The 24762-nt window shown below is 63.0% G+C and carries 19 protein-coding genes; 10 read left to right on the top strand and 9 right to left on the bottom strand.

Translation table 11 applies throughout. The features are described from left to right. Positions 1-193 precede the first annotated feature (193 nt). Positions 194-1606: an FAD/NAD(P)-binding protein gene (locus OIS53_RS01085; protein WP_264680542.1), complete on the top strand. Its 1413-nt coding sequence runs from the start codon at positions 194-196 to the stop codon at positions 1604-1606. Between the two features lie 152 nt (positions 1607-1758). On the opposite strand, the gene OIS53_RS01080 is transcribed toward OIS53_RS01085, so the two are convergent. The 3 genes from OIS53_RS01080 to OIS53_RS01070 form a co-directional block, all read right to left on the bottom strand. Beyond that, positions 1759-2046: a hypothetical protein gene (locus OIS53_RS01080; protein WP_264680541.1), complete on the bottom strand. Its 288-nt coding sequence runs from the start codon at positions 2044-2046 to the stop codon at positions 1759-1761. 123 nt (positions 2047-2169) lie between these two features. Further along, positions 2170-3174, bottom strand: coding sequence for a zinc-binding dehydrogenase (locus tag OIS53_RS01075; protein WP_264680540.1), 1005 nt, complete (start codon positions 3172-3174; stop codon positions 2170-2172). A 114-nt stretch (positions 3175-3288) separates the two neighbouring features. Next, a complete protein-coding gene (locus tag OIS53_RS01070) occupies positions 3289-3696 on the bottom strand; it encodes a thiol-disulfide oxidoreductase DCC family protein (RefSeq protein WP_264680539.1) in 408 nt (135 codons plus the stop codon). Positions 3697-4106: 410 nt separating this feature from the next. Between OIS53_RS01070 and OIS53_RS01065 the strand changes: the two genes are divergently transcribed. After that, complete coding sequence (locus tag OIS53_RS01065; protein ID WP_264680538.1) at positions 4107-4550, top strand: hypothetical protein; 444 nt, start codon at positions 4107-4109, stop codon at positions 4548-4550. A 67-nt stretch (positions 4551-4617) separates the two neighbouring features. Here OIS53_RS01065 and OIS53_RS01060 read toward each other — a convergent pair whose 3' ends face one another. After that, positions 4618-5304 (bottom strand): hypothetical protein, encoded by a 687-nt coding sequence (locus tag OIS53_RS01060; protein ID WP_264680537.1) that lies wholly within the window; start codon positions 5302-5304, stop codon positions 4618-4620. 123 nt (positions 5305-5427) lie between these two features. Between OIS53_RS01060 and OIS53_RS01055 the strand changes: the two genes are divergently transcribed. The 3 genes from OIS53_RS01055 to OIS53_RS01045 all read left to right on the top strand — a co-directional run bounded on the left by OIS53_RS01055 (position 5428) and on the right by OIS53_RS01045 (position 9059). Continuing rightward, on the top strand, positions 5428-6945 hold the full coding sequence (locus OIS53_RS01055; protein ID WP_264680536.1) for an HTTM domain-containing protein: 1518 nt from the start codon (positions 5428-5430) through the stop codon (positions 6943-6945). Between the two features lie 68 nt (positions 6946-7013). Beyond that, positions 7014-8069, top strand: coding sequence for an MBL fold metallo-hydrolase (locus tag OIS53_RS01050; RefSeq protein ID WP_264680535.1), 1056 nt, complete (start codon positions 7014-7016; stop codon positions 8067-8069). 81 nt (positions 8070-8150) lie between these two features. Next, the gene (locus OIS53_RS01045; RefSeq protein WP_264680533.1) at positions 8151-9059 is read left to right on the top strand and encodes an RES family NAD+ phosphorylase; all 909 of its coding nucleotides are present in this window, start codon (positions 8151-8153) and stop codon (positions 9057-9059) included. Positions 9060-9276: 217 nt separating this feature from the next. On the opposite strand, the gene OIS53_RS01040 is transcribed toward OIS53_RS01045, so the two are convergent. Beyond that, on the bottom strand, positions 9277-9990 hold the full coding sequence (locus tag OIS53_RS01040) for a Dph6-related ATP pyrophosphatase (RefSeq protein WP_264680532.1): 714 nt from the start codon (positions 9988-9990) through the stop codon (positions 9277-9279). A 114-nt stretch (positions 9991-10104) separates the two neighbouring features. Between OIS53_RS01040 and OIS53_RS01035 the strand changes: the two genes are divergently transcribed. Continuing rightward, positions 10105-10422 (top strand): hypothetical protein, encoded by a 318-nt coding sequence (locus OIS53_RS01035; protein WP_264680531.1) that lies wholly within the window; start codon positions 10105-10107, stop codon positions 10420-10422. A gap of 141 nt (positions 10423-10563) precedes the next feature. Here the strand turns inward: OIS53_RS01035 and OIS53_RS01030 are convergent, their stop codons facing one another. Continuing rightward, positions 10564-11073 (bottom strand): DUF4126 family protein, encoded by a 510-nt coding sequence (locus tag OIS53_RS01030; RefSeq protein WP_264680530.1) that lies wholly within the window; start codon positions 11071-11073, stop codon positions 10564-10566. 574 nt (positions 11074-11647) lie between these two features. Here OIS53_RS01030 and OIS53_RS01025 point away from each other — a divergent pair. Next, positions 11648-14860: a TonB-dependent receptor gene (locus tag OIS53_RS01025; RefSeq protein ID WP_264680529.1), complete on the top strand. Its 3213-nt coding sequence runs from the start codon at positions 11648-11650 to the stop codon at positions 14858-14860. An 86-nt stretch (positions 14861-14946) separates the two neighbouring features. On the opposite strand, the gene OIS53_RS01020 is transcribed toward OIS53_RS01025, so the two are convergent. Continuing rightward, positions 14947-16755: a DUF885 domain-containing protein gene (locus OIS53_RS01020; RefSeq protein WP_264680528.1), complete on the bottom strand. Its 1809-nt coding sequence runs from the start codon at positions 16753-16755 to the stop codon at positions 14947-14949. A gap of 284 nt (positions 16756-17039) precedes the next feature. On the opposite strand from OIS53_RS01020, the gene OIS53_RS01015 reads away from it, so the two are divergent. Further along, entirely contained in the window at positions 17040-17756 is a 717-nt protein-coding gene (locus OIS53_RS01015; RefSeq protein ID WP_264680527.1) for a 3-ketoacyl-ACP reductase, read from the top strand. Positions 17757-18000: 244 nt separating this feature from the next. On the opposite strand, the gene OIS53_RS01010 is transcribed toward OIS53_RS01015, so the two are convergent. Then, complete coding sequence (locus tag OIS53_RS01010; protein ID WP_264680526.1) at positions 18001-19266, bottom strand: carboxypeptidase-like regulatory domain-containing protein; 1266 nt, start codon at positions 19264-19266, stop codon at positions 18001-18003. 202 nt (positions 19267-19468) lie between these two features. Between OIS53_RS01010 and OIS53_RS01005 the strand changes: the two genes are divergently transcribed. Further along, positions 19469-20218 carry a superoxide dismutase gene (locus tag OIS53_RS01005; RefSeq protein WP_413775170.1) on the top strand — a complete coding sequence of 250 codons (750 nt, stop codon included), beginning with the start codon at positions 19469-19471 and terminating at the stop codon, positions 20216-20218. 210 nt (positions 20219-20428) lie between these two features. Here OIS53_RS01005 and OIS53_RS01000 read toward each other — a convergent pair whose 3' ends face one another. Further along, positions 20429-21289 (bottom strand): radical SAM protein, encoded by an 861-nt coding sequence (locus tag OIS53_RS01000; protein ID WP_264680525.1) that lies wholly within the window; start codon positions 21287-21289, stop codon positions 20429-20431. Positions 21290-21540: 251 nt separating this feature from the next. Between OIS53_RS01000 and OIS53_RS00995 the strand changes: the two genes are divergently transcribed. Further along, entirely contained in the window at positions 21541-24747 is a 3207-nt protein-coding gene (locus OIS53_RS00995; protein WP_264680524.1) for a glycoside hydrolase family 3 N-terminal domain-containing protein, read from the top strand. Positions 24748-24762 lie beyond the last annotated feature (15 nt).

Raw genomic sequence — 24762 nt, 5'->3', positions numbered from 1 at the left:
GCGTCTTTACGCGGCGGTGCAGCTCACATGATTTTGGCCATTTCTGGCTTCTGCTAAACAGCATTTCCTACCTATCTAGCTGGCCTACACCCATTTATTAAAACGGGAGAGGTGAAAAATATGCTTCGGCTTACGTTGAATATCATTTATTCCCGATAAATTTCAACCTTTTGGCGCCCAACCCACCACTACTTTGCGCACACGAACCATAACGATTGTAGGCGGGGGATTTTCAGGTTCTATGCTGGCCGTGCAGCTGGCGCGGCTTGCGGGCGGCCAGCGTTTCGCCTGCGATGTACACGTGGTGGAGCCGCGCGCCGTGCCGGGGCCCGGCCTGGCGTACACGGCCCGGCGGCCCGAGTACCTGCTGAATGTGCGCAGTCAGTTTCTCAGCGCATTTCCCGACCAGCCCGACCACTTTCTCAACTGGCTGCGCATCACCAAAGCCGACTCCTGCGACCATTCTTTCTGTTCGCGCCAAAGCTACGGCCGCTACTTGCAGCAGCTCATCGGGCAAGTGCTGGAGTGGCCGTCACCGAACGGCATTAGCTGCCACTGGCACGCCCAGCCTGCCACGGCCATTGACCTTGCCGGGCCACACCGCGCCACGGTGGAGCTGGCCGATGGCACCCGGCTGCCCAGCGACTTTGTGGTGCTGGCCCTGGGTAACTTTCCGCCGCTCCCACCTGCGCAGTCCAACCTGCAATACCTCACCCACCCCAACTACCACGGCGACCCGTGGGCTCAGGGCGCCCTGAGCAGCATTGCGGCCGACGATTCGGTGGTGCTGATTGGCTCAGGGCTGACGGCAGTGGACGTGCTGCTGGGCCTGCGCGCCGATGGCCACCGGGCGCCCATCACGGTGGTTTCGGGGCACGGGCGCTGGCCGGCAGCCCACCGGCTGCTTCCTGAGGCGTCTTACCCCAGCTTTTATGCCGCGGAGCTGAGTGGGTGTACCCGCGTGGCCGAAGTGTTGCGCATCGTGCGCCGGCACGTGCGGGCGGCTCAGGCCCAGGGCTTCGACTGGCGCTCCGTCATTGACTCGCTGCGGCCGTACGCGGGCTGCATCTGGGCCACGTGGCCGCCGGCGGAGCAAGCCCGGTTTCTGCGCCATCTGGCCGGTATCTGGTCGGTGGTGCGGCACCGCAGTCCACCCCAAAGCGCAGCGGCGCTGGACGATATGATGGCCACTGGGCAGGTGCGGATGGTGCGTGGCCGCGTCGACCAGATTCTGCCTACCGGCCTCAACCAGCTGTCGGTACACGTGCGCACGCGGGCCAGTAGTCCGGCCCCGCTGCTCACCGCTCGCCACGTGGTAGCCTGCACCGGCCCCTTGCTCGACTACAGCCGCATTGAGCAGGCGCCCGTGCCGGCCCTGCGCGCCGCGGGCCACCTCTGCCCTGACCCGCTGCGGCTGGGCATGCAGACCGACGAGCACGGCGCCTTGGTCAACGCCCACGGGCAGGCCTCGGAAGTTTTGTTTACGCTGGGCTCCAGCCGCCGGCCCGCCTACTTTGAATCGACGGCCGTGCCGGAGCTGCGGCAGCAGGCCGAAGCCCTGGCTCAGGAGCTAGGCCGCCGCTTGCTGGCCTTGGCGGAGAAATAATAGATATGAGAGGACAGACCTCAGCAGTGAGACTTCTGCTTAGCACTTCACGCTTCGCTTTGCTTACTGGACGTGGTGCTACCAAAAAAAGCCTTTTCCTACCTATGGAAAAGGCTTTTTTTGGTAGCTATAAGCCCGAGGCTGAGCGGGAGCTAGGCAGCTATGCCAGGATACATGGGCAGCACCGGACTATCGGTGGCCGGCTCTTCGGGCAGCGGCAGCATGGGCATGGCCGGAAATGTCTGGGCCTGGGTTGAGGCCGCGTGGCGGCGCAGAGCGCGCATCAGCAGATATTTGTACTTCTCCGCGTCGGCCAGGGCGGCATCTATGGCCCGCAGCGCGTCGTCGTAGGCCACTACGGGTACCGATTCGGCAGCTTCGCCCGTGGGGTAGGTCATTTCAAAAACCGGGCAGTTCAGGTATTCAGCGGGCGTTTTCATCGGCAGAAAGTTACGTCAGATTGTCGTCGGCTATAGAACAGCCACATCACCTATTTCATTCCCGCAAGCAGCGCTTTCAGTTGGAAATTTCTTAGAAATCTACCTCCACCAAACACCTCTATATCAGCTATTTATCTGTAAGACAATCTTACCAAACTGCAGCCCTTCATCCATGCGGCGCATGGCGTGCTCACCCTGGGACAAGGGGAACTGCTCATCCACCACGGGCACTATCTGGTACTGCTCAAACAGGCGCACCATGTCGGCAAAGTCCTGCTCGGTGCCCATGGTCGAACCCAGGATAGACAGCTGCTTCCAGAAGACTTTGGCGGGCGGCATCTGGGTTATGGCGCCCTGGGTGCCGCCAAAAAACACGATACGCCCACCCGGCGCCGCGACATCGAGCAGGTCGTTGAAGCCGGGGCCCGCCGCGCTGTCCACAATCACATCGAAGGCCCCGCCGGCCCGCTGAACAAGCTCTTCGGCCCATTTGAGGGTGCGGTAGCTGGCGCCGCCGCGGGCTCCCATGGCTACAGCCCGGTTAATCTTCTCTTCCGACCCGGAGGTTACCCATACTTCGGCGCCAATGGCCACGGCCATTTGCAGGGCCAGCAGGGCCACGCCTCCGCCTACTCCCGTAATTAGTACCCGCTCGCCGGGGCGCAGGCCGGCCCGCGTAAACGTGGCGCGGTAGGCCGTAACGCCGCCCAGGGGCAGGGCCGCCGCCTGCTCGAAGCTCAGGTGAGCGGGCTTGGCGTAGATGTAGCGGGCCGGCACTGCCACGTACTCGGCAAATGTGCCCTGCGCGGGCAGCCCCAGAATGGTAAACGCCCGGGACTGGGCCGCCGGGTTGTCGCCCCAGCCCTGGCCGGGGTTGATAACGACCTTCTGGTGCAGCAGCTCGGCCGGTGCCCCCTCCCCTACAGCCGTGATGATACCGGCCCCATCGGAGCCCAGAATGCAGGGAAACCTGAGGCCGGCGTACTGGCCTTTCTGAATCCAGACGTCGCGGTGGTTGAGGGCCGCCGCCCGAAGCTGCACCAGCACTTCGCCGGGGCCGGGCTGGGGCGTGGGCACGTCGCGGAGTTGCAGAGGCTGGTTGACACCATCCAGAACAAGAGCTTTCATAAGCGAAAGGTGAAAGTGAAGTCTTTGGCAATCAGCTGAAGGCCGGCAACAACTAGCTCACTACGCAAGGAAGTGCACTGAACGCACTACGCCAGTGCCTTGCAAGGGAAAAAGCTACAGGAAGCGGGCAGCCAGCTCCGGCGTGGGCAGCCAGCAGGCGTCTTGCTGGCCAAACCACCGGTAGCGGTTGCGGGCCACGTAGCGGTAGGCGGCGTCGCGGGCGAAGCGAGGCAACGCGCCTACTACGGCCGCCAGCAGAGCCCAGCCCCCGCCCAGCTTGCGCAAAATGCCCAGGGCCGCCTCCGAGTGAGTGTACGCCCGGCCGTTTTCGAGCAGCACAATGGAGTCGGGGGTGGCGGGAGCCGGCAGGGCGTGAGCAGTGAGCAAGGCCCGGCCCGCATCAGACTGCAAGGCGGCGAAGCGCAGCTGCCCGCTGGCATCACGCTGGATAACAAACTGCACAAAGCCGTTGCAGAGGTTGCAAACGCCGTCGAAGAGAATAGTTGCGGAAGAAGCCGACACGCAAACAGGACTGCCGGAGCAGCGTTGAGATGAGTGGTTGCTCTGGGTGAGCGTGGCTTTTGGTACGCAAGACCCCGCACAGTGTTCAGACTTTCGTAACCCAATCAAGCCCCAAAAGTTAGCGTCAACCGGGCAGCGGCTGTTGCCCGAGGAGGCCTGCCTGAATGCTGTGAGGCCGATTTTTGTGCGGACTACGTATTTAACGCAAGGTAAAGCATTGAAAAATACGTATTTATTCAGTAGAGCAATTTTCCATTATCTGCCGCCAGGACGCGTATAGTTGCCATGTGCTGCCACTCCGCCGAGCTGGGCAGCTCTTCGCAGGCAGTATAGTGGGAGGAGCAGCTAGGCGGGCGGATGAGGGAGCTAGATAGCGCATTCTTCTTTTCCATTCACCATACACCTACTTTATGTACAAGCAAAAAATAGCAGTGCTGACGGCTGTTCTGGGTTCGGCTCTGGCGCTGAGCGCCTGCAGTGGCAACCAGCAAGAAGGCGGCACCGGCAGCGGCGCTGGAACCGGCACTGAAAGCTCCACGGGCACCTCGGGCACCGATACCACCGGCATGGGCGGTAGCGGCTCGGGTAGCATGAGTGGCAGCGACGGCTCGATGAGCGGCGACGCAGGTTCGACCGGCGGCTCGGGCTCCACGGCTGGCAGCTCCACGGACGGCAGCTCGACAGCTGGCGGCTCCACCGCAGGGGGCACGACGGCTGGTAGCACCACTTCAGGCAATACCACTGCCGGTGGCTCAACAGCTGGCAGCACTACCACGGGTGGGTCCACCGCCGGAGGCTCCACTACTGGCGGTGGCAGCACTGCCGGAGGCGGTAGCACCACGGGCACGCGCTAAGCTCCGCCCAAAAAACCAGTCTTGGCCACGTGCCAGGACTGGTTTTGTTTTTCACATAACCCTTCACTCATTTCTTTGACGCTATGAAAAAGAACACATTTGCGGCCTGGGGCCTTGGACTTACAACTGCATTTTGCACGGCCGGCCTGGCACTCACCAGCCTGAACACGACCACAGCGTCGCCAAACGCGGAAGTACACTTCGCCGACCAGGGCACTACCACTTCGGGTGGCTCTACCACGGGCGGAGGCTCCACTACGGGCGGCACTACCTCGGGTAGCACTTCCGGCTCTACTACGGGCGGCGGCTCTACCAGCGGCACTACGTCGGGCTCTGCCACCACCGGCGGCTCCACAGCAGGCTCTACTTCGGGCTCGATGACCACGGCGGGTTCTACCTCGGGCTCTACCACGGGCGGTGGTTCCACTTCGGGCTCCATGACCACGTCGGGCAGCACAACGGGTTCTACTTCGGGTAGCACCTCGGGCTCTACCACGGGCGGCGGTAGCACGTCGGGTTCTACTACGGGCTCGGGCTCGATGACGACTGGCGGCTCCACGTCGGGCAGCACCACTGCCGGCCGCTCGGGCCGCTCTACGTCGGGTAGCTCTACCTCGGGCCGCGTGAAGTCCGGCCGGACGACCTCCGGCTCGGGCAGCGGCCGCAGCACCAGTGGCCGTACCACAAGCGGCCGGACGACTTCGGGTAGCAGCACGTCTGGCTCTACTACTTCCGGCTCTACCGGCGGCTCCACTACCGGCTACTAGCGTAGCGGGAGCTGCTTGAATGCAGCATCAAAACAGAAGGCGAAAAGGCGGTTTGCTGCACTCCAGTACTGCTTTTTCGCCTTCTTTTTTCTGGCCTCTCTTGGTACGGCATGCTCCGGCTTCTATCCCTCATCCAACGACCTTTCACGCTCGACCTGCGCGCCCTGGCCCTTTTGCGGATAACGGTGGCGCTGGTTTTATTGCTTGATCTGGGCATTCGCAGCACCGACCTGGAGGCCCACTATTCCAACCTGGGGGTGCTGCCTCTGCCCGTGCTCATCGAGCACAACTGGAACCCCTACCTGTTTTCGCTGCACGCCAGCACCGGCTTGTGGCAGGGGCAGGCACTGTTGTTTCTGGCAGCGGCGGCAGCGGCAGTGGCCCTGCTGCTTGGGCACCGCACCCGCCTCGTTACGGCCCTAAGCTGGCTGCTGCTGGTATCAGTGCAAAACCGTAACCCGCTGATTTCGCAGGGCGGCGACGACCTGCTGCGCATGCTGCTGTTCTGGGGCTTTTTTCTGCCCTGGGGCCGGGTATACTCGCTGGATGCGCGCCGCCAGCCGGCCCCCGAGCAGCTCACCTATTGCAGCATGGCTACGGTGGCCTACGTTGTGCAGCTGGCCTTGGTATACTGGTGCACGGCCCTGCTCAAAACCGGCACCGAGTGGACCCAGGACGGCACGGCGCTGTACTACGCCTTCAGCCTCGACCAGATTCTGATGCCGGGCGGGCGGCTGCTCTACCCCTACCCCGAGGTGCTGCGGGGGCTCACGTTTGCGGCCTACTACACCGAGCTGGTACTGCCGTTCGTGCTGTTCATTCCGTTTCGGGTGGCGTGGTGGCGGCTGCTGTTTGTGGTGGTGATGTACGGATTTCACCTCAGTATCAGCCTCACGTTGTTTGTGGGCCTGTTTTTCCTGATCAACATGGCCTCGGTGCTGGGGCTGCTGCCCTCCGGGGTGATGGACTGGCTGGAGCAGAGGCTGGTGCCCCGCGCCCAGCAGCTGGCCCCGCGCGTGGCCGCCCGCTGGCAGCCCTGGCAGCAGCGCCTGCGCACGTGGCAGCCGGCCGTGCGCCTGCGCCTCGAAGCCAGCTGGAACCTCAGCCAGAGCCAGCGCAACCTGCTGCGCGGGGTGCGCGACGGGCTGGTGCTGGGCATTCTGGTGTATGTGTGCTGGTGGAATTTCGACAACATCACGAGCCCGCGCTGGACCATGCAGCAGCCCCTGCGCTGGCTGGGCTACCTCGTACGCACCGACCAGCACTGGGGCATGTTTGCGCCTACGGTGTTTAAAGATGATGGCTGGTATATTCTGGACGGTACTACCACCACGGGGCAGCACGTGGACCTCAACCGCAACGGCCAGCCCCTCACCTACCGTAAACCTGACGCCGTAGTGGCGCTTTTCAAGAACGACCGGTGGCGCAAGTATTCCGAGAACTACCTGTTCGTTGACAACGCCTACATGCGGCCCTACTACTGCAACTACCTGCTGCGCATCTGGCACGAAGACCCTAGCCGCCCCCGCCTGCGCCGCCTCGACGTGGTGTATATGATGGAAAAATCATTGCCCGACTACCAGGTATCCAAACCCACGCGGGAGGTGCTATGCAGCTGTGAGCCGTAATCTGCCGTATCCTATAGCCCTGCCCTGGCAGGCTGTTTTCCTTTTTCACTTCTCACTTCACTTAGCCGATGAGTACTCCTTCCGCCAACCACGCCACCCGCGCTACCACGCCGGCCTTGCAGAGCGTGGTGCCGGGCGTGTGGGGGCTGCGCGACGTTTTCGCCAACCTCTACTTCGTCCGCAACCCCAATTCGCCCGCCGACCCTTGGGTGCTGATTGACGCCGGCCTGCCCGGCTCGGGCGACAAAATCAAGCAGCGCGCCGAAGAAATCTTTGGCCCCAACAACCCGCCGGCCGCCATTCTGCTCACCCACGGCCACTTCGACCACGTGGGGGCCCTGCCCAGCTTGCTGGAAGCCTGGCCGTCGGCGCTGGTGTACGCTCACCCGCTGGAGCTGCCCTACCTGACCGGCCGCTCGTCGTACCCGCCGCCCGACCCCACCGTGGGCAAGGGCCTTATGGCCACGATGTCGTTTCTCTATCCCAAAAAGCCCATTGACCTGGGTGGGCGGGTGAAGGCCCTGCCCGAAGACGGCTCGGTACCCTTCCTGGCCGGGTGGCGCTGGGTGTTTACGCCGGGCCACACGCCCGGCCACGTCTCCTTCTTCCGCGAGTACGACCGGACTCTGGTGGTCGGCGACGCTTTCGTGACGGTGTTTGCCGAGTCGGGCACGGCTACCTACACCCAGCAGCAGGAGGTGCACGGCCCGCCGGCCTACTTCACCCCCAACTGGCAGCAGGCCCGCGAGTCGGTGGCCCGGCTGGCCGAGCTGGAGCCCCAGGTGGCAGCGGCCGGCCACGGCATTCCGATGCAGGGCGAGGAGATGCGCCGCCAATTGCAGGAGCTGGTTCGGGATTTCGATAAGAAAGCCGTGCCCGCCCAAGGCCGTTATGTGCAGCAAGCCGCCCAGGCCGACGAGACGGGGGTAGTGTCGCTGCCGCCGGCGGCGCCGGTGCCGCTGGCGTGGTGGCTGGCGGGGGGCGCAGTGGTGCTGGGAGCTGCGCTGCTGGCTTCGCGCACTGGTGGCGGAAGCTCCTCGGGCGTGTACGACCTGGCGGCGCGCCGGGCCCGCAAGGAAGGCGGCCAGCGCCAGGGTCCGCGCCCATTTGCGCAGTATCAATAGCCTAGCGGTAGTGTTCAGCAGGTGCGTTGGGCTGGCCCGGCGCACCTGTTTTCTTTTCCTCAACTTCAGCTGAAATCTTTTATGCCGGGTTCTGCTTCCACTACCCAGAAGAATGAGGACCACGCACAGCAGCTGCGGCGCCAGGTGGCCTCGCTGCGCCGCCTCGACCTGCGCAAGCACTCCGTAGATGATTTGGTGCAGCGCGTAAGCCAGCTGCTGCAAGGCCAGGCCCTGCACTGCCTGGAGTTTAACCCCGGCTTGGTGCTGTACCGGGGCCTGACGGTGCAGGCGCGCCCTGAACTGGTCAGGGAAGTGTCGTACCCGCCAGCCGAGCGGGTGCAGGCCGACCAGCGCGCCAACCGGGCCGGAGTGCCCATGTTTTACTGCAGCGCCACGTGGCACCCGCCCTTTTTCGAGTCGGGGGTGCAACGCCACGACCAAATCGTGATTTGCCGCTGGCGAACCGTGCAGCCGCTGCGCATCGTCAGCTTCGGGTACGCCGACGTGTGCGCCGACGACCCCCACTCCGACCGGGACAAGGCCCTGCGCCGCGCTCTGCAACAGCTGCCGCCCGATATTCGCCAGCTGGCCAGCTTTCTGACCAGCGTGTTTACCCAGGCCACTTCCGAAGATACCGCCCACTTCTACCGCCTGTCGATTGCTGTAGCCGAATGCTGCCAGCTCGGCACGGCCTTCGACGGACTGTTGTACCCGTCGGCGGCCATGCCCAGCCCGGCCCACAACCTGGCCCTGCACCCATCCTGCATCGACGCGGGCAAGCTGGCGCTGGAGTACGTGGAGCATTTGCGCGTAAACCGCGTCGAAACCGAAACCATTGACGTGTGCTCCCTGGACTTTGCCCACGCCCCAGGCAACGACGACAGCCGGCTGCAATGGCTGAACCGCCCCGGCAACTGGGTGCTGCGCGAAGGCGCCCGCGCCTCGGAGTGCCGGTTTGTAGAAGGGAAGTGGCAGCTACAGAGGCACTAGTCTGTAGCGCGCAGAGCAAGCTTACAGCGGTTTCAACATGAGGTAGAGAGGCAACTGTTGCGTCTCTTCGTCCGCGCTGTCTGCACAGTTATCTGTTGAGGCGGAGTCTTTCAACGACGAGACGCAAAATATTGCGTCTCTACCTCGTCGGACCACTCGTGCATCTTACCTAAATAGCTTCTTAACAAGGAGTAAAACACTCACGGCCAAGGCTGCTTTACTTCTCCTCCCCGGCCGGCAGCAGGTCGCAATACCAGAAGCCGGCTTCGGCGGGCGTGGTGCCGGCGGGAGCGGGATACGTGCGGCGCACTACTTCGCCTTTTGTGAATGGAATGGGCTGCCGGAAATAAGGCGCCTCAAACACAAAGGTGTGGTACTCGCCGTTTTCGCCGCAGGAATCGACGCCCGGCGGCAGGTCGCGCAGGAAATCTTCGTCGAGCAGGCGGCCGCAGAAGCTGCGGTCCAGGTGCTGCTCGTTGACGCACACCACCACCGCCCGGAAGCCCAAGTCCAGGTACTGGCGCAGCAGGTCGGCGTTGGGGCGCTGCCACAGCGGAAACTCGGCCCGCCAACCTAGGCGCGCCAGCTGCTGCTCCCGGTACTGGCGCAGGTCCTGCAAGTGCAAGTCGCCGAACACGGCGTGGGTGATGCCCTGGCGCTGCAACGGGGCCAGCGTGGCCTGCATGCAAGCTTCGTAGGTAGCCATGTCGGGGGCTTCGGGCAGCTCCAGCAGCGTCAGGGGCAGCCCAATTTGCCGGGCCTGCTCCCGGAGCAGCTCCAGACGCACGCCGTGCATCGACACGCGCCGGTAGTGCTGGTTGACGCTGGTGAGCAGGGCGTCGACGCGCAGCTGCGGAGTGCGTAGGGCTTCGTACAGGGCGAGGGCCGAATCTTTGCCCCCGCTCCAGTTCATCAGGGCTGAGGCGGGCATGCGGCAAAGGTAGGCTGCCGGGCTTCGTAACAGAAGCCGGCCGAATTTCGTCTAGCCTGTACGCTGCCCCCTGCGGCGCAGCCTGTTCTTCTCCCTTCCCTACTCACGCCCGATATGAAACGTGCTTTTCATTTGCTTGTGCCGGCTCTGCTGCTGGCCTCCCTTTCTGCCTGCGACTACCGCAACACCCCCGGCGTGGAGCCCTTCCGAAGCCAGGACTTCAGCACCTATCCCCCAGCCCGTGCCACCGAAACCAATCTTGACAGCATCACTGGCCGCCAGGATGTGTACGAGCCCGGCGGCGTAGGCTCGGCTGCTGACCAGCAAACCTCGGTTGACGCGGGTCTGAACGCGGCCCCCGGCAATGCCAACTCGCCCACCGCCGGCCAGCCCGAGCAGTCCGCGCAAACGCAAAGCACCGCCCGCGAGTAGCCACGGGCGAACCAGACACAGCAAAGCCGGCCAGGAAAGTCCTGGCCGGCTTTGCTGTGTCTGGCCCCGTGGAAAGCAGGCTGCCCTACCGAAGCAGGGGGCAGAAGCCCGGCTGGCCCGCTTCTGCAAGTTGTTATGTTGTTATAATACCCACTGCCGGCGCTGGGGCTGGCCGGCGTTGGTGCCTTTAGCCAGAGCCAGCCCCATAGCCATGGTCAGGGCATCTTCGAGGCCGCCCACCACTGCACTGGGCCAGCCCGACGACTTGGTGGCTTGCTGGCGCAGGTAGTAGCTGCCGTAGGTGGCGGCTACGGCAGCTAAGCCTCCCAACAAGGCACCCGTCACCGGCTGGTCACGGTTTATTTTATACAGCGTAGCTCCCACCAAAGCGCCCATGGCAGCGCGGCCCGCCAGCCCGGCCGGGGCAATCCGGTCGGGCATCTGCGGGAGCTTGTCGCCGGCCATTTCGCTGGCGGCCAGCAGCTTGAGGCCGTGGGCCACCAGCGGCTTTTGGAGCAGGCGCAGCGGTGAGCCGGCAAGAGCCTGGGGAGTAGTGGAAAGCAGATTACTGCTCAGCAGGGCCGGGGCCGTCATGCTCCGGAAGCCGGCAATGGCGCCAAGGCCCAGGGTTTGCCACAGATGTTTGCTCATATTTTTTAGGAGTACAGATGGACGTATGACGCTCCTCAGCAGGCCCCGCCAACAAGACAAGCCCAAACCAGGCAGCGTCTTCCCTCTCTAACGTAGCCAAGTTACTCCGGATGCACAGCGCAGCCAGAGTATAGCCGTTTCAGGGCCGATGTGTGCAGTGAGCAGGTGGCTGCCCGCTACGCGCACCATTCGCCAAACGGCTGGCAGCAGCCGAAATGCAGCAGCGCTGCCAAAATGTTTATTTTAAATTTTGCGCGCTACTCAAATCCATTTTAATATCATATCTGGATTTTTTAAATTATTGGATAATAGTAGAAAATCTATTCTCTGAAAATATTTCAAGTATATCGACAAAATTATAAACAGTGAATCATTGTCAGCTTTGAGGCGGATTCAATATTTTGAATATTAAACTTATACAAGTGGTTGTCAGATGTTTACCTAATACCTAAGGCATCTTAATGTTTCCAAATCTTTACGAAACTGTTACGCAAGGTTGCTTCACAATTCTGTAATCTACCTTTACAGCGAAAGTCAGGGGAAGTGCCGCTGATAAATAAAAAAGCTCTTTACCATGAAAAACAGAATTATCCTGTTTTTACTGCTCGGCTTTGTGCTTTTCACGAGTAGCAACACAGTGTTGGCGCAAGGGGTAACCACCTCCGCAATGAAGGGATTGGTGTTGGATGTAAAGGGTGAGCCGCTGCCAGGAGCTTCCGTAGTTGCCACGCACGTGCCCTCGGGCACCCAATACGGCACCGCCACCCGCGACAACGGCCAGTTCGACCTGCTGAACATGCGCGTCGGTGGTCCTTACGAACTGAAGGTGTCGTTTGTGGGCGCGCAGACGTATACGGCCACCGGTATACAGCTAGCTTTGGGCAAAACTTTTGAGAGCCGCATTCAGCTCAGTGAAGGCACCCAGGCCCTGGGTGAAGTGGTGGTGAAGGGCAACCGCGACGGCCAAATCAACAAGGACCGCACCGGCGCCTCCACCAACATCAGCAGCGCTGCCATCCGGACGCTGCCCACTATCAGCCGCTCCCAGGAGGACTTTACGCGCCTCACTCCCCAGAGCAACGGGCTAAGCTTCGGGGGCCGCAACGCCCTGTACAACAACTTCTCGCTCGACGGCTCCATTTTCAACAACTCCTTCGGGCTGGACGCGCCCACGCCGGGCGGCCAAACCAACTCCCAGCCCGTGAGCCTCGATGCCATCGACCAGCTGGAGGTGAGCCTGGCCCCGTACGACGTGCGCCAGGGCGGCTTTACGGGGGCCGGCGTGAATGCCGTAACCAAGAGCGGCACCAACGACGTGAAAGGCACAGTGTACTCGTTTTTTCGCAATGAAAACCTGATTGGGGAGCGAGTGGGCGACGTGCGCGTGCGGAACCCCGAACTCAACTTCAACCAAAGCGGCTTTGCCGTGGGCGGCCCGATTTTGAAAAACAAGCTGTTCTTCTTCGCCAACGCCGAACTCACCCGGCGCGAAGACCCCGGCCTGACGTTCCGGCCGGCCCAGAGTGCCGCCGAGGCCGAAGCCGCCCTGAACGGCCAGGTGAGCGGGGTAAGCCGGGTGCTGGAAAGTGACCTGGCCGCCATCCGCCAGCGCCTGATTGACGTGTACGGCTACGACCCCGGCACCTACCGCGACTTCGTGTACCGCACCCGCGACAACAAGGTTCTGGTGAAGCTGGACTGGAATATCAACCCCAGCAACACCTTTTCGCTGCGCTACAACTACCTGAAAAGCTCCCGCGAGCAGGGCCCCCACCCCATTGCCATTGCGCCGTCGTCGCGGGTGCAGGGCGTGAACACGCTGCAATACTCTAATTCCGGCTACACCATCAACAACAACCTGAACTCGGTGGTGGGCGAGCTGAACTCCCGCTTCGGCGAGAAGTGGAGCAACAAGGCCCAGCTAAGCTTCTCGGCTTTCCGCGACTTCCGCGACCTGCCTTCCGGCACGTTCTTCCCCTTCATCGACATTACCCGCAACGGCACTACCTACGTGAGCGTGGGCACGGAGCAGTTTTCGGCCGAGAACCGCCTGGACCAGAACATCCTGCAGTTCACGGACAACCTGAGCTACTTTGCCGGGGCCCACGTGCTCACGGGCGGCCTCACCTACGAGCGGTTCGGCTTCGTGAATGCCTTCAACCTGCAACGCTACGGCTACCCCTTCTTCGGCGGGCTGGACATCGACCGGTTCTTTCAGGTAACGGACCGCAGCAACCCAAGCTTCGTGGACCTGAACGCCATTGCCGCCGCAGGTGGCCAGCGGCCGGTGAAATCCGTGGACGTGAACGTGGCGCAGCTGGGCCTGTACGCCCAGGATGAGTGGAACGTGACGCCGGCCTTCAAGCTGACGCTGGGCATCCGGGCCGACCTGCCCATCTACGACACCACCGTGCCCCAGAACGAGCAGATTCTGAATGCCCCGCTGCTGAGTGGCAGTGGTGAGCCGGCGCGGGTAGACGTGACGCGCTTTCCGAAAGCCACGCCGCTATGGTCGCCGCGCCTGGGCTTCAACTACTCCCGCGAGGGTGGCGACTTTACCACCCAGGTGCGCGGCGGTACGGGCATCTTCACCGGCCGCATTCCGTTCGTGTGGATCAGCAACCAAGCCTCCAACGCCCAGTTCGACAACGGCTACACCTTCCAGATCAACGGCACGGCCCGCGACTTTAAGTTTCCGCAGGTGTGGCGCTCCAACCTGGCCGTGGATCAGCAGCTGCCCGGCGGGCTAGTAGCCACCATCGAAGCCATTTACTCCAAGGACCGCAACGCCGCTATTCACCGCAACTACAACCTGGTGGTGCCCACCCAGCGCCTGGCCGGGGCCGACAACCGCCTGATTTACCCGGCCTCCGGGCCGCGCATTACGCCCGGCTTTACCGGTCCCAACGAGCAGTTCAGCTTCCTGGATGCCGGCGTGATTGTGCTGGAAAACACCAACAAGGGCTACCAGTATTCCCTGACCGGGCAGCTGAAAAAGGACTTCGCCAACGGCCTGTACGCCCAGGCGGCCTACACTTTCTCGCGGGCCAAAGACGTGACGTCGAACCCCGGCGAAATTGCGGCTGATGCCTTCCAGCGCAACCCCGTAATCGGCAATGCCAACGAGCCCCAGCTGGCCTTCAGCGACTTTGGCTTGCAGCACCGCGTTATTGGGGCTGCCGGCAAGCGCTTCGCGTATGCCAACGACCAGCTGGCTACCACCATCAGCTTCTTTTTTGAGGCGGCCCAGGGCAACCGCTTCAGCTACACCTACGCCGGCGACCTGAACCGGGACGGCATCCCCGGCAACGACCTGCTGTTTGTGCCCGCCTCCCGCGACCAGATCAACCTGGTGGACGCCGTGGACGACCAAGGCAACGTGGTGGCCACCGCCGACCAGCAGTGGCAGCGCCTGAACGCCTACATCGAGCAGGACGACTACCTACGCAGCCGCCGTGGCCGGTACACGGAGCGCAACGGCGCCCTCAGCCCCTGGTACACCCAGCTGGACATGAAGCTGCTCCAAGACTTCTCCATCAATGGCGAGAAAAAGAAGCACACCTTGCAGCTCAGCCTCGACGTGCAGAACCTGGGCAACCTGCTGAATCCGGACTGGGGCATCCGCCGCTTCGTGGGCAACAACCGCCTGATTGAAGCCGCCTACCTGCCCACCAGCCCCGACGCGCCGGTATTCAACTTCAGCGGGGGCAGCCAAACCTTCGTCAACAACACCGACCTGCTGAGCCGCTGGCGTGCTCAGGTGGGCATCCGCTACATTCTGGATTAGGCGACCTTACAAGACAAAAGCCAATAGAAAGCCCGAAACAATACGCTTCGGGCTTTTTGCTGGCTTGAATAGTACGGCTCGGGCGTTTACTTCTGGGTGGCGGCCCAGGCGTCCATTTTGCGCTCCAGCACGGCCAGGGGCATTACGCCGTCTTTCAACAGCTCGTCGTGGAAGTTGCTCAGGTTGAACTTGGCGCCCAGCTGCTGCTGGTACTTCTGGCGCAGCTCCCGGATGCGCAAGGCCCCGATTTTATAGCTCAGAGCCTGGCCCGGAATAGCCATGTACCGCTCAATTTCGGCGGTGGCGCCTTCTTCGCTGATGGCTTCGTTGTCCATCATGTACCGGATGGCTTGCTCACGGGTCATGTTCTTGGAGTGCATGCCCACGTCTACCACCAGCCGGATGGCGCGGTGAATTTCGTCGCCCAGGGCGCCCATGTACTGGTAGGGGTCCTGGTAGAGGCCTAGCTCCCGGCCCAGGCTTTCGGTGTAGAGGGCCCAGCCTTCGCCCATGGCCCCGTACCAGGCAAAGCGCCGGAACTTGGGCAGGTCGGTATTTTCCTGCTGCAAGCTGATTTGGTAGTGGTGGCCCGGAATGGCTTCGTGCAGAAACAACGACTCCATGCCCGACGTCACGTTGAACTTGGTGGCGTCCAGGATGGGCACGTAGAACACGCCGGGGCGGGAGCCGTCGGGGTTGCCCTGGTTGTACTCGGCCGAAGCCGAGGCCGCCCGGAAGGCTTCGGTCTGCCGGATTTCAAAGGGCGTTTTGGGCACCCGGCCGAACATCTTTTTCAGGTTGGGGTCGATTTTAGCCTGGATGGCCCGGAAGGCGTTGAGTACGTCTTCGGGCGTTTTGTAAGGCATGAGCTTGGGGTCGGTTTTCAGGCTCTCGAAGAAGCTTTTCAGGTCGCCCTTGTAGCCTACCTGGGCCTTTACCTTCTCCATCTCGCCCCTGATGCGGGCCACTTCCTTCAGGCCGGTCTGATAGATTTCGTCCGGGATTTTGTCGGTGGTGGTCCAGGTGCGCACGTAGAAGCGGTACAGCGCGGGCCCGTTCGGGATGGCCGCAATGCCGGTGCTGGGGCGGGCTTTGGGCAGGTATTCGGTTTCGAGGAAGTCGGCCAGCTTCTTATAGCTAGGCATCAGCTCCTGCCGGATGGCCTGCTGGTAGGCTTGCGCGAGACGCTGCTTATCGGCGGCCGACACGCCTTCGGGCAGGCGGTTGATGGGGCCGTAGAACAGGTTCTTGGTGGGGTCCGGGGTTTCCATGGCCCGCAGCTGCGGAATCATTTTCTGCACCAGGGCCCTAGGCAGCACCACGCCGGCGCGCAGGCCCTGGCGGAAATTGCCGATGGCCGTGTCGGTCCACACCGTGAACCCCTTTACCCGGCCCAGCCAGTTGTCGTAGTCCTGCACGGTTTTAAAGGGCTGGATTCCTTCGCCCGAGCCGTACTGACCCAGGCTGATGGGCAGGCCCCAGAACTGCTGAAACGGCATCATCCAGGTGTTCAGCTTCAGGCCTTCCAGCTTGTTTTCGAGGTCGTACCGGAAGATGTCGTAGCTGATCTGGTCGTTTTCCGACAGGCTGGCGCGGTCGAATTTCCGCAAGCCGTCGAGGTACTTCTGGTAGAAGCCGCGCAGCTGCTCCCGAAACTGGCGGGTGCCGTCGTTGGGTAGCTGGTCGTTGTAGCGGTTGTCGCCCTGGGCGGTGGCTTCCAGGGGGAAGAACCGGGCGTTTTCCTCCCAGTAGGCTTCAAACAACGTGGGCAGGTCTTTCACGTCGGCTAGGCTGGTGGCGGTGGCCGTGGTGGCTTCCGACGCGGCCGTGTTGCGCTGGCTGCAGCCAGCCAGCAGCGCCCCGGCCAGCAGGCCGGTAAGGGCAAGTGTTTTCATGGAAAGTGAACAAGGCATTTTTTGCCCCGACAAGGTACACGGTCCGCCGCATTGCCGCAGCACAAGCCACACAAAAGCGACGTAGCGGGTTGAAGCACAAGGCCGATACTACGACCAGTAGCGCGAAGCTGTCCGCGTGCCTCATGGTGCCGGGCCCGCAACCGGTCCAGCAGGCAGCTTCTTTTCGCCTCCGCCCACTGTAACATTTTCGGGCGGCCGGGGCTTTACCTGGCTAGCCTATTCTGCGGACTTGATGGGCTGTTTACGAACCAACCCAAGATACAATGGAAACACTAGCTGGAAAAACGGCCCTGGTGACGGGCGCAGGCAAAGGAATCGGACGGGCTGTGGCCCTAGCCCTGGCTCAGGAAGGGGTGCGGGTGGCTCTGCTGGCCCGCAACGAGCAGCAGCTACGCGAAGTAGCCCAGGAAATCGAGGCCCAGGGCGGCACGGCCGTGGTGGTGGCCGCCGACGTAGCCGACCGCGCCGCCGTAGAGGCGGCCGTAGCGCAGGCGCTGCAAGCTTTAGGCACCATCGACATTCTTATCAACAACGCCGGCATCGGCACCTTCGCCAAGCTCGTCGACATGGAGCCGGCCGAGTGGGAGCGGATAATTCAGGTGAACTTGCTGGGGACCTACTACGTGACGCGCGCCGTGCTGCCGCAGATGCTGGAGCGCCAGACCGGCGACATCATCAACGTGGCCTCCACGGCCGGGCAGCGCGGAGCGGCCACCACCAGCGCCTACAGCGCTTCCAAATTTGGCCTGCTGGGCCTCACCGAGTCGCTGATGCAGGAGGTGCGCAAGGCCAACATCCGCGTATCGGCCCTCACGCCCAGCACCGTGGCCACCGAGCTGGCCATCGGCAACAACCTCACCGACGGCAACCCCGACCGGGTGATGCAGCCCGAAGACCTAGCCGAGTTCATAGTGGCCCAACTCAAGCTCAACCGCCGCATCTTCATCAAAGAAGCCGGTATGTGGAGCACGAATCCGTAGCCTTACCCCCCGGCCCCCTCTCCCGCGGAGAGGGGGAGCCGGACGATTGATGTTCTACGCCGCTCCGTCGGCTCCCGCCTCCGGAACGGCTACCAAGAGAAAGCGCCACTATTCTTCAGTAATAGTGGCGCTTCGCTTCTCTAGTGCTGGGAAGCCGCTTCTGAGGCCTTCAGCCGAAGACGCGGCGTAGAACGACTCGGAACTGGCTCCCCCTCTCCGCGGGAGAGGGGGCCGGGGGGTGAGGCTACCGGCGGGCGCCGGGCTTGGGGGCGGGCTTCTTAACCATGGTACCGAAAGCGCCTTTCTTTTCAAAGGCGGCAATAACCTCGTCTTCGGCGGGGGTGCGCTTCACGACGGGGTTGTTGGCCCAGAACTCCGGGTCGTAGGGCTTGGCCCGGATGGCGTCCAGGTCCCGGTCGTCCACGCTCACGCGGGCGTAGGGCAGGCCGGTGGGCGTGGTGCCCTGGTCGTAGAAGAAGGTAAACGACGACACGCTGATGGGCGTGGCCGGCTTGCCGGGCTGAGTTAACTCGGCCGTGAGGTCCACCTTCATCAGCTCCAGCGGCGCCACGGCCGCTTCGCCGTCCTGGAAGTCCATTTCGATGTTGAGCCTGGGGTTGCGGTACTGCTGGCTGGGGTTGTTGGTGGTAGCCGTGAAGTTGGGCGTGCTCATGCGGTAGCGCACCACCTGATAGGTGTTGATATCAATCCAGACGGTGCCCTCGGCGCGGTACTTGGTCAGCTCGGGGCGGGTCTCGAACTTGATTTCGGCCACGCCGCCCGTGGAATCCTGGCCCACAATGCCCACCAGCTCCAGCAGGTAGTTTTTCTCCACGTTGGGGCTGAGCAAAGCCAGCGACTTGGTGCTGTCCTGGCGCGGGTCGTAGAGGCCGAAGGAGCGGGTGTAGAGCGAGAAGTTGCTGAAGTTGGTAATGGCGGGGCGGCCGGCGTAGCGGCCCTGGGCCAGGGTGGTGCCCTCCATGCGCGCCGGGTTCGACTTCACGTTCCAGACCACCTCCTGCAACTCGGTGGGCTCGTTGCTGATGCGGGTAATCTGCCGGTAAAAGGCTTTGCCGAAGTACTGGCGCCGGTAGTTGCGCTGCAAGTGGCGGAAGGCCCGGTCTACGAGCTGAAACGGGTAGCTGCCTACTTTCACCTCGGGCAGCACCACCGTGGCCGGCGCCAGGGCCAGGGCCAGCGGCTCACTGGCCGACGTTACGCGGATGGTATCTCTTACGTGGCCCAGTTCCGAAACCAGTAGCGTAACCGGCAGGCTGGCCACGGTGAGGGTAAACTCGCCCTCCAGGTTGGTGGTGGTGCCGTTGCCGGAGCCCGGCACGGCCACCGTGGCAAAGGGCAGCACCTCGCGGGTTTCTTTGTCGCGCACGGTGCCGCGCAGCTGCACCTGGGCCCGGCCGAGGTGGGCCAGGCCGAGCAGCAGCACCAGCACGGCCAGCGCCCGGCGGCCCAGCCACCACCGCCCGGAAAAAGACGAAGCAGAAAACGTCATAATGAAGTAGGAGGAAGAAGCGGAAGACGGAGTTGAGCACCCGATTCGGTAACGCACACGCGGTTCGGGCTCATATACGTTCCTACAAAAATAGCCCCAAACGCAACAGCGGCGCGCCATTGCGGGTAAGTGCAGTACCTTACTCAGCGCCTTGGCTGGGGCCAGGCTCCTCTTTCCACTTTTCTTTCCCACTCTGAAGTATATGCTCAAGCGAGATTTTCTGAAAAACAGCCTGCTGGCGGCAGTAGGTGCCCTGGTGAGCCCCGCCGTGCTGGCGGCCGCCCATGAAGAACAGCTGCTGCGCGAAGCCCGCGCCATGCCCCTGGCCGAGGGGCCGTTTACGCTGCCGGCCCTGCCCTACGCCTTCACGGCCCTGGAGCCCCACATTGATGCGCGCACCATGGAAATCCACCACGATGCCCACCACAAAACCTACGTCTCGAAGCTGAACGAGGCCGTGATGGGCAAGCCGGAGGAAAAGCTGAGCCTGGCCCAGCTACTGGCCTCGGCCAGCAAGCAGCCAGATGCCGTCCGCAACAACGCCGGCGGCCACTGGAACCACTCGTTTTTCTGGCAAATTCTATCGGCCAAGGGCGGCGGGCAACCTACCGGGACGCTGGCCGCGGCCATTACCAAAGACTTCGGCTCCTTCGAGAAGTTCCAGGAAGAATTCACCAAAGCCGCCACCGGCCGCTTCGGCTCCGGCTGGGCTTGGCTCATCCACGACAAGAAAGCCGGCAAGCTCGCCATTACCTCCACCCCCAACCAGGACAACCCGCTGATGGACCTCACCGGCGTGCAGCGCGGCACGCCCCTGCTGGGCCTCGATGTGTGGGAGCACGCCTACTACCTCAAGTACCAGAACAAGCGCCCCGACTACGTAAAAGCCTTCTGGAACGTCGTAAACTGGTCCGAGTGCGGCCGCCGCTACGACGAGTCACTTAAGAGTTAGGGAGTAGGAATTGGCCGTTCAACACTCCGTGCAGGTGTTGTTGAACGGCCAATTCCTAATTTTTAGAGCATGTTGGGGAATTTAGCAAAACATGGTTTAGGTCCTGCTGAGCTTGTCGAAGCATCTCTACCGCCTCGTCCGCACACGATGAGAGTTGCCCCCGGTAGAGATGCTTCGACAAGCTCAGCAGGACAGTTCTCAAACACGCTCTTAATTCTTAAGTGACAACGCCTTTTCCACAGAAAAGGCGTTGTGGCTGGGGCCGGCTTGGGACTGGTAGCCGGTGTAGCGGTTGCACACGGCGCAGGGGTGCACGAGGCCTTCGGCGCGGCAGGCGCGGTTGAGGGCGCGGGGCACGGTGCGCAGAGCCGCGTCGTAGCGGTCCAGGAGCAGGGCGGGCGCGTCGTCGAAGGAGCCTAGCAGCGGGCTTTGGGGCAGGCAGCACACGTGCACAGTACCTTGCGGGCCGTTGACGAGCGGGCCCGAGGTGCGAGCAAAGCAACTGTGACCGGGCCAGCCCACGGGTAGCCAGCGGTACTGGTCGGGGCGCAGCTCCACGGCCCCGCGCCCGGTCACGAAATGCACGGGCAGCAGGTTGAGCCGGGCCACCCCGCGCAGCTCCCGAAGCGCGGCCGTCACCCGCTCGTTCACCGTGTCGGGGTTGACGAGGATTTCCAGGCGCTTCGGCCCCAGAATGTTGAGCACCTGGCGCGGGGAGCCGCTGCGCAACGTGGTGTACAGCACCAGCTTGCTGATAAACGGACTTTCGCGCACGCGCCGGGCCACGTGCTCTACGTAGCCGGCCCGCAGCATGGGCTCTCCGCCGTAGAAATGCAGCTGCACGGGCCGGCCGTAGCGGCAGCTCATTTCCTGGGCCAGGGCAAACAGCGCCTCCTCGCCGGCATCGGGCCAGCCGGGTGCCGCGCCCGGCCGCGAATCGACGCAGCAGAAAGAACACTCGTAGGGGCAGTCCCAGAACGGCACGTAAAACAGGCGGTCCAGCAAGGCCTTGTTCAGCATGGCGTAGAGCGTGATTTTGGGGTCGAGCATAAGGAGAAAAGTCGGAAGCATAGGCAAGGTAAGGGGTGCGCCGTTTGGAGCAGCCGGCTACTACCTTGTTACCAACTACACCCTTCGGGGCTCAGCCTCCAGCTAGGGCTCTTTCCCTGCAAAAGCAGGAGCCAAGCAGGCTGCTTCACTGGCCCAGCATCTTATTTCCTATGCCCCACCCCTCCGTGCACCTGCTCACCCTATTCTTTTAACTTCGCAACCCCACTTTATTTTCTTTTCGCTTGACCTGCTCTCGTCCCCTCCCACTCCTGTTGGCATTCCTGGTTTTGCTGTTGCTCAGCCCTTTCGATGGTTCGGCGCAGCGGCGGCGTAAGAAATCCGCCTCGCGGCCTAAGACGACGACGCGCACGGTGGCCTGGCGAGCCAGCGCCGGCAAGGCCAAGCCCAAGCCGAAACCAGCACCGGCCAGGGCAGAGAAGCGGACCACCCCAGCAACGGCGCCGAAACTGGTGGCCAAGGCCGCCAGCCAGGGCAAGAGCCGCAACCTGCCGGTACCGTTTGCCGGGCAGCTGGGCCAGTCCCGGTGGGTAGACTCAGTGATGACGACGCTGACGCCCGATCAGCGGGTGGCTCAGCTGTTTATGGTGGCCGCCTACTCCAACCGCACCCGCGTGGACGAGGACTCGGTGTCGGCCCTGATTCAGCAGTACGGCATTGGGGGGCTGATTTTCTTTCAGGGCGGGCCGGTACGCCAGAGCAAGCTGCTGAACCGCTACCAGAGCCAGGCCAAAGTGCCGCTGCTGGTGGCCATGGACGCCGAGTGGGGCGTGGGCATGCGCCTGGACAGCGTGGTGCGCTTTCCGTTTCAGATGAGCCTGGGCGGCATCCGGCAAAACCAGCTCATCTACGACATGGGCACGGAGGTGGCGGCCCAGTTCAAGCGCCTGGGTATGCACGTCAACTTCGCCCCGGTTATCGACGTCAACAACAACGCCCAAAACCCGGTCATTGGCTTCCGGAGCTGGGGCGAAAACCGTGAGAACGTCACTGAAAAGAGCTACCTCTACATGAAGGGCATGCAGGACGCGGGCGTGCTGGCCGTAGCTAAGCACTTTCCCGGCCACGGCGACACCGACGTGGACTCCCACCTGGCCCTGCCCCTGCTGCGCATCGACCGGAAGCGCCTCGACACGCTGGAGTTGTTTCCATTTAAGAGCCTAATTCAGCGCGGCATCGGGGGCATGATGGTGGCCCACCTCAACATTCCGGCTCTGGATACCACGGGCGTACCGTCTACGCTTTCCAAGCCGATTATCCAGGGGCTGTTGCAGCAGAAGCTGGGCTTCGAGGGTATCATCTTCACTGACGCCATGAACATGAAGGGCGTCATCTCGAAGTACCCGCCCGGCGAGGCCGACCTGCGCGCCCTGCTGGCCGGCAACGACATTCTGGAGTTCTCGAAAAACATTCCGCTGGCCCTGCAAATGGTGCGCGAGGCCATTAACCGGGGCGAGATTACGCAGGAGGAAATTGACCGGCGCTGCCGTAAGGTGTTGGCACTGAAGCAGTGGGCCGGCCTCGACCGGTACCGCCCCATCGACCTGCGCAATATCACCCAGGACTTGAACACGCCCCACGCCCAGTACCTGAGCCGGCAGCTGTCGGAGCTGAGCGTGACGGTGCTGCGCAACCAGCGCCAGCTGCTGCCCTTGCAGCGCCTCGATACCCTGCGCCTGGCCACGCTCACCATTGGCACCAAGGACACCACCGACTTTCAGCGCCTGGTGGCCGACTACGCCCCGGCCCGCCATTTCTGGCTGCCGGCTTCGCCTTCGTTGGATGAGCTGGCCCGGATGCGCGAGACGCTGAAGCCGTATAACCTGGTATTGATTGGGGTAAACAACCTGGGCCGGGCGCCGGCCACCAACTTTGGCGTGAGTCCCGAGGCCAACGTGCTGCTGCGGGAGCTGGGTGGCAAAGGGCAGAAGCTGGTGGTGACGGTGTTCGGCTCGGCCTACGCCGTGGCCCGCCTCCGCGACCTGGACCGCGCCGACGCCGTCGTGCTGGCCTACCAGGAAAGCAAAAATGCCCAGGAAGTAGCCGCCGAAGTGCTGTTTGGAGGCTTGGCGGCCAGCGGTAAGCTACCCGTGACGGTAAGTGACCGATACTCGTACGGCGCCGGGCTCACGACCCAGGGCGGCCTGCGCCTGCGCTACAGCTTCCCCGAAGCCGTGGGCATGAATAATAACCTGGAAAGCCGCATCGATTCGCTGATGGAAGCGGCTATTGCGGCCCGCGCCTTTCCCGGTGGCGAGGTGCTGATTGCCCGGCGCGGCACGGTGGTGCTGCGCAAAAGCTACGGCACCCACTCCTACCCCGCGGCCGGCAAGCCGGCCCGCCGCGTCCGTGACACCGACCTGTACGACCTGGCTTCCGTGACCAAGGTATCGGCGGCGCTGCCGGCCCTGATGCGCCTGCAAGACCAGGGCAAGTTCAACCCCGACATGACCATGGGCCAGTTGCTGCCCGAGCTGCAAGGCACCAACAAGCAGGACCTGAAGCTGCGCGACGTGCTCACCCACCAGGCTCGCCTGAAGGCCTGGATTCCGTTCTGGCGCGACTACACCAAGCCCCGCGGCTTGCTGAACGCCTTGCTCGGCAAGAGCCCCGAGGCCCAGGATGTGCCCGTGAACCAGCCCGCGAAGCTGAACCGCCGCTACTTCCGCGCCGACTCCTCGGCCCGCTTCCCGTACCAGGCCGCCACCAACTTGTGGGCGCGCAAAGACTTTCCGGAGCTGATTTTCCAGGCCATTGCCGAGTCGCCGCTGAATGAGAAGCCCGGCTACGTGTACTCCGACCTGTCGTTTATCCTGTACCCGCGCTTTGTAGAGGCCGCCACGGGCAAGGGCCTCGACCAGTTTGTGATCGACGAGCTGTACCGGCCCCTGGGCGCTGCCACACTAGGCTTCAACCCTACCCGCCGCTTCCCGCTCAGCCGCATTGCCCCCACCGAATACGACTCCCTGTTCCGCCACGGCCAGCTGCACGGCACCGTGCACGACGAGGGCGCGGCCCTGCTGGGCGGCCTCTCCGGCCACGCGGGCCTGTTTGGCTCCGCCAACGACCTGGCCAAGCTGGTGCAGCTCTACGCCTGGAACGGGCGCTACGGCGGGCAGCAGCTCCTGAAGCCGGAAACTTTGCAGGAGTACACCCGCTGCCAGTTTTGCCCCGACAACCGCCGCGCCCTGGGCTTCGATAGACCCGCCCAGAACCCAAGCGTCAACTCGGCCAAAAGCGTGTCGCAGCTTAGCTACGGGCACACCGGCTACACGGGCACCTACTTCTGGGTTGACCCCAAGGAGGAGCTGTTCTGCATTGTGCTGACCAACCGCGTCAACCCCACCCGCCGCAACAATAAAATCTCCGACCTGAGCGTGCGGAGCCGGGTGCTGCAAATAGCCTTGGAGAGTGTGCGGCAGCCGGTAAAGCAGGAGGTGGAAACGACGGTGGAAGAGTAGGTCTGATCCGGTTTT

The organism is Hymenobacter sp. YIM 151500-1 (assembly GCF_025979885.1).
Classification (GTDB): domain Bacteria; phylum Bacteroidota; class Bacteroidia; order Cytophagales; family Hymenobacteraceae; genus Hymenobacter.
The sequence above is the reverse complement of the archived record's forward strand: the minus strand, read 5'-3'. Positions and strand labels throughout refer to the sequence as shown.

Coding starts and splice junctions, on each gene's coding strand:
- OIS53_RS01080 (WP_264680541.1), bottom strand. CDS start 2,046: ATGAAAACGCCCGCTGAATACCTGAACTGCCCGGTTTTTGAAATGACC.
- OIS53_RS01075 (WP_264680540.1), bottom strand. CDS start 3,174: ATGAAAGCTCTTGTTCTGGATGGTGTCAACCAGCCTCTGCAACTCCGC.
- OIS53_RS01065 (WP_264680538.1), top strand. CDS start 4,107: ATGTACAAGCAAAAAATAGCAGTGCTGACGGCTGTTCTGGGTTCGGCT.
- OIS53_RS01055 (WP_264680536.1), top strand. CDS start 5,428: ATGCTCCGGCTTCTATCCCTCATCCAACGACCTTTCACGCTCGACCTG.
- OIS53_RS01050 (WP_264680535.1), top strand. CDS start 7,014: ATGAGTACTCCTTCCGCCAACCACGCCACCCGCGCTACCACGCCGGCC.
- OIS53_RS01045 (WP_264680533.1), top strand. CDS start 8,151: ATGCCGGGTTCTGCTTCCACTACCCAGAAGAATGAGGACCACGCACAG.
- OIS53_RS01040 (WP_264680532.1), bottom strand. CDS start 9,990: ATGCCCGCCTCAGCCCTGATGAACTGGAGCGGGGGCAAAGATTCGGCC.
- OIS53_RS01035 (WP_264680531.1), top strand. CDS start 10,105: ATGAAACGTGCTTTTCATTTGCTTGTGCCGGCTCTGCTGCTGGCCTCC.
- OIS53_RS01030 (WP_264680530.1), bottom strand. CDS start 11,073: ATGAGCAAACATCTGTGGCAAACCCTGGGCCTTGGCGCCATTGCCGGC.
- OIS53_RS01025 (WP_264680529.1), top strand. CDS start 11,648: ATGAAAAACAGAATTATCCTGTTTTTACTGCTCGGCTTTGTGCTTTTC.
- OIS53_RS01020 (WP_264680528.1), bottom strand. CDS start 16,755: ATGAAAACACTTGCCCTTACCGGCCTGCTGGCCGGGGCGCTGCTGGCT.
- OIS53_RS01015 (WP_264680527.1), top strand. CDS start 17,040: ATGGAAACACTAGCTGGAAAAACGGCCCTGGTGACGGGCGCAGGCAAA.
- OIS53_RS01010 (WP_264680526.1), bottom strand. CDS start 19,266: ATGACGTTTTCTGCTTCGTCTTTTTCCGGGCGGTGGTGGCTGGGCCGC.
- OIS53_RS01005 (WP_413775170.1), top strand. CDS start 19,469: ATGCTCAAGCGAGATTTTCTGAAAAACAGCCTGCTGGCGGCAGTAGGT.
- OIS53_RS01000 (WP_264680525.1), bottom strand. CDS start 21,289: ATGCTTCCGACTTTTCTCCTTATGCTCGACCCCAAAATCACGCTCTAC.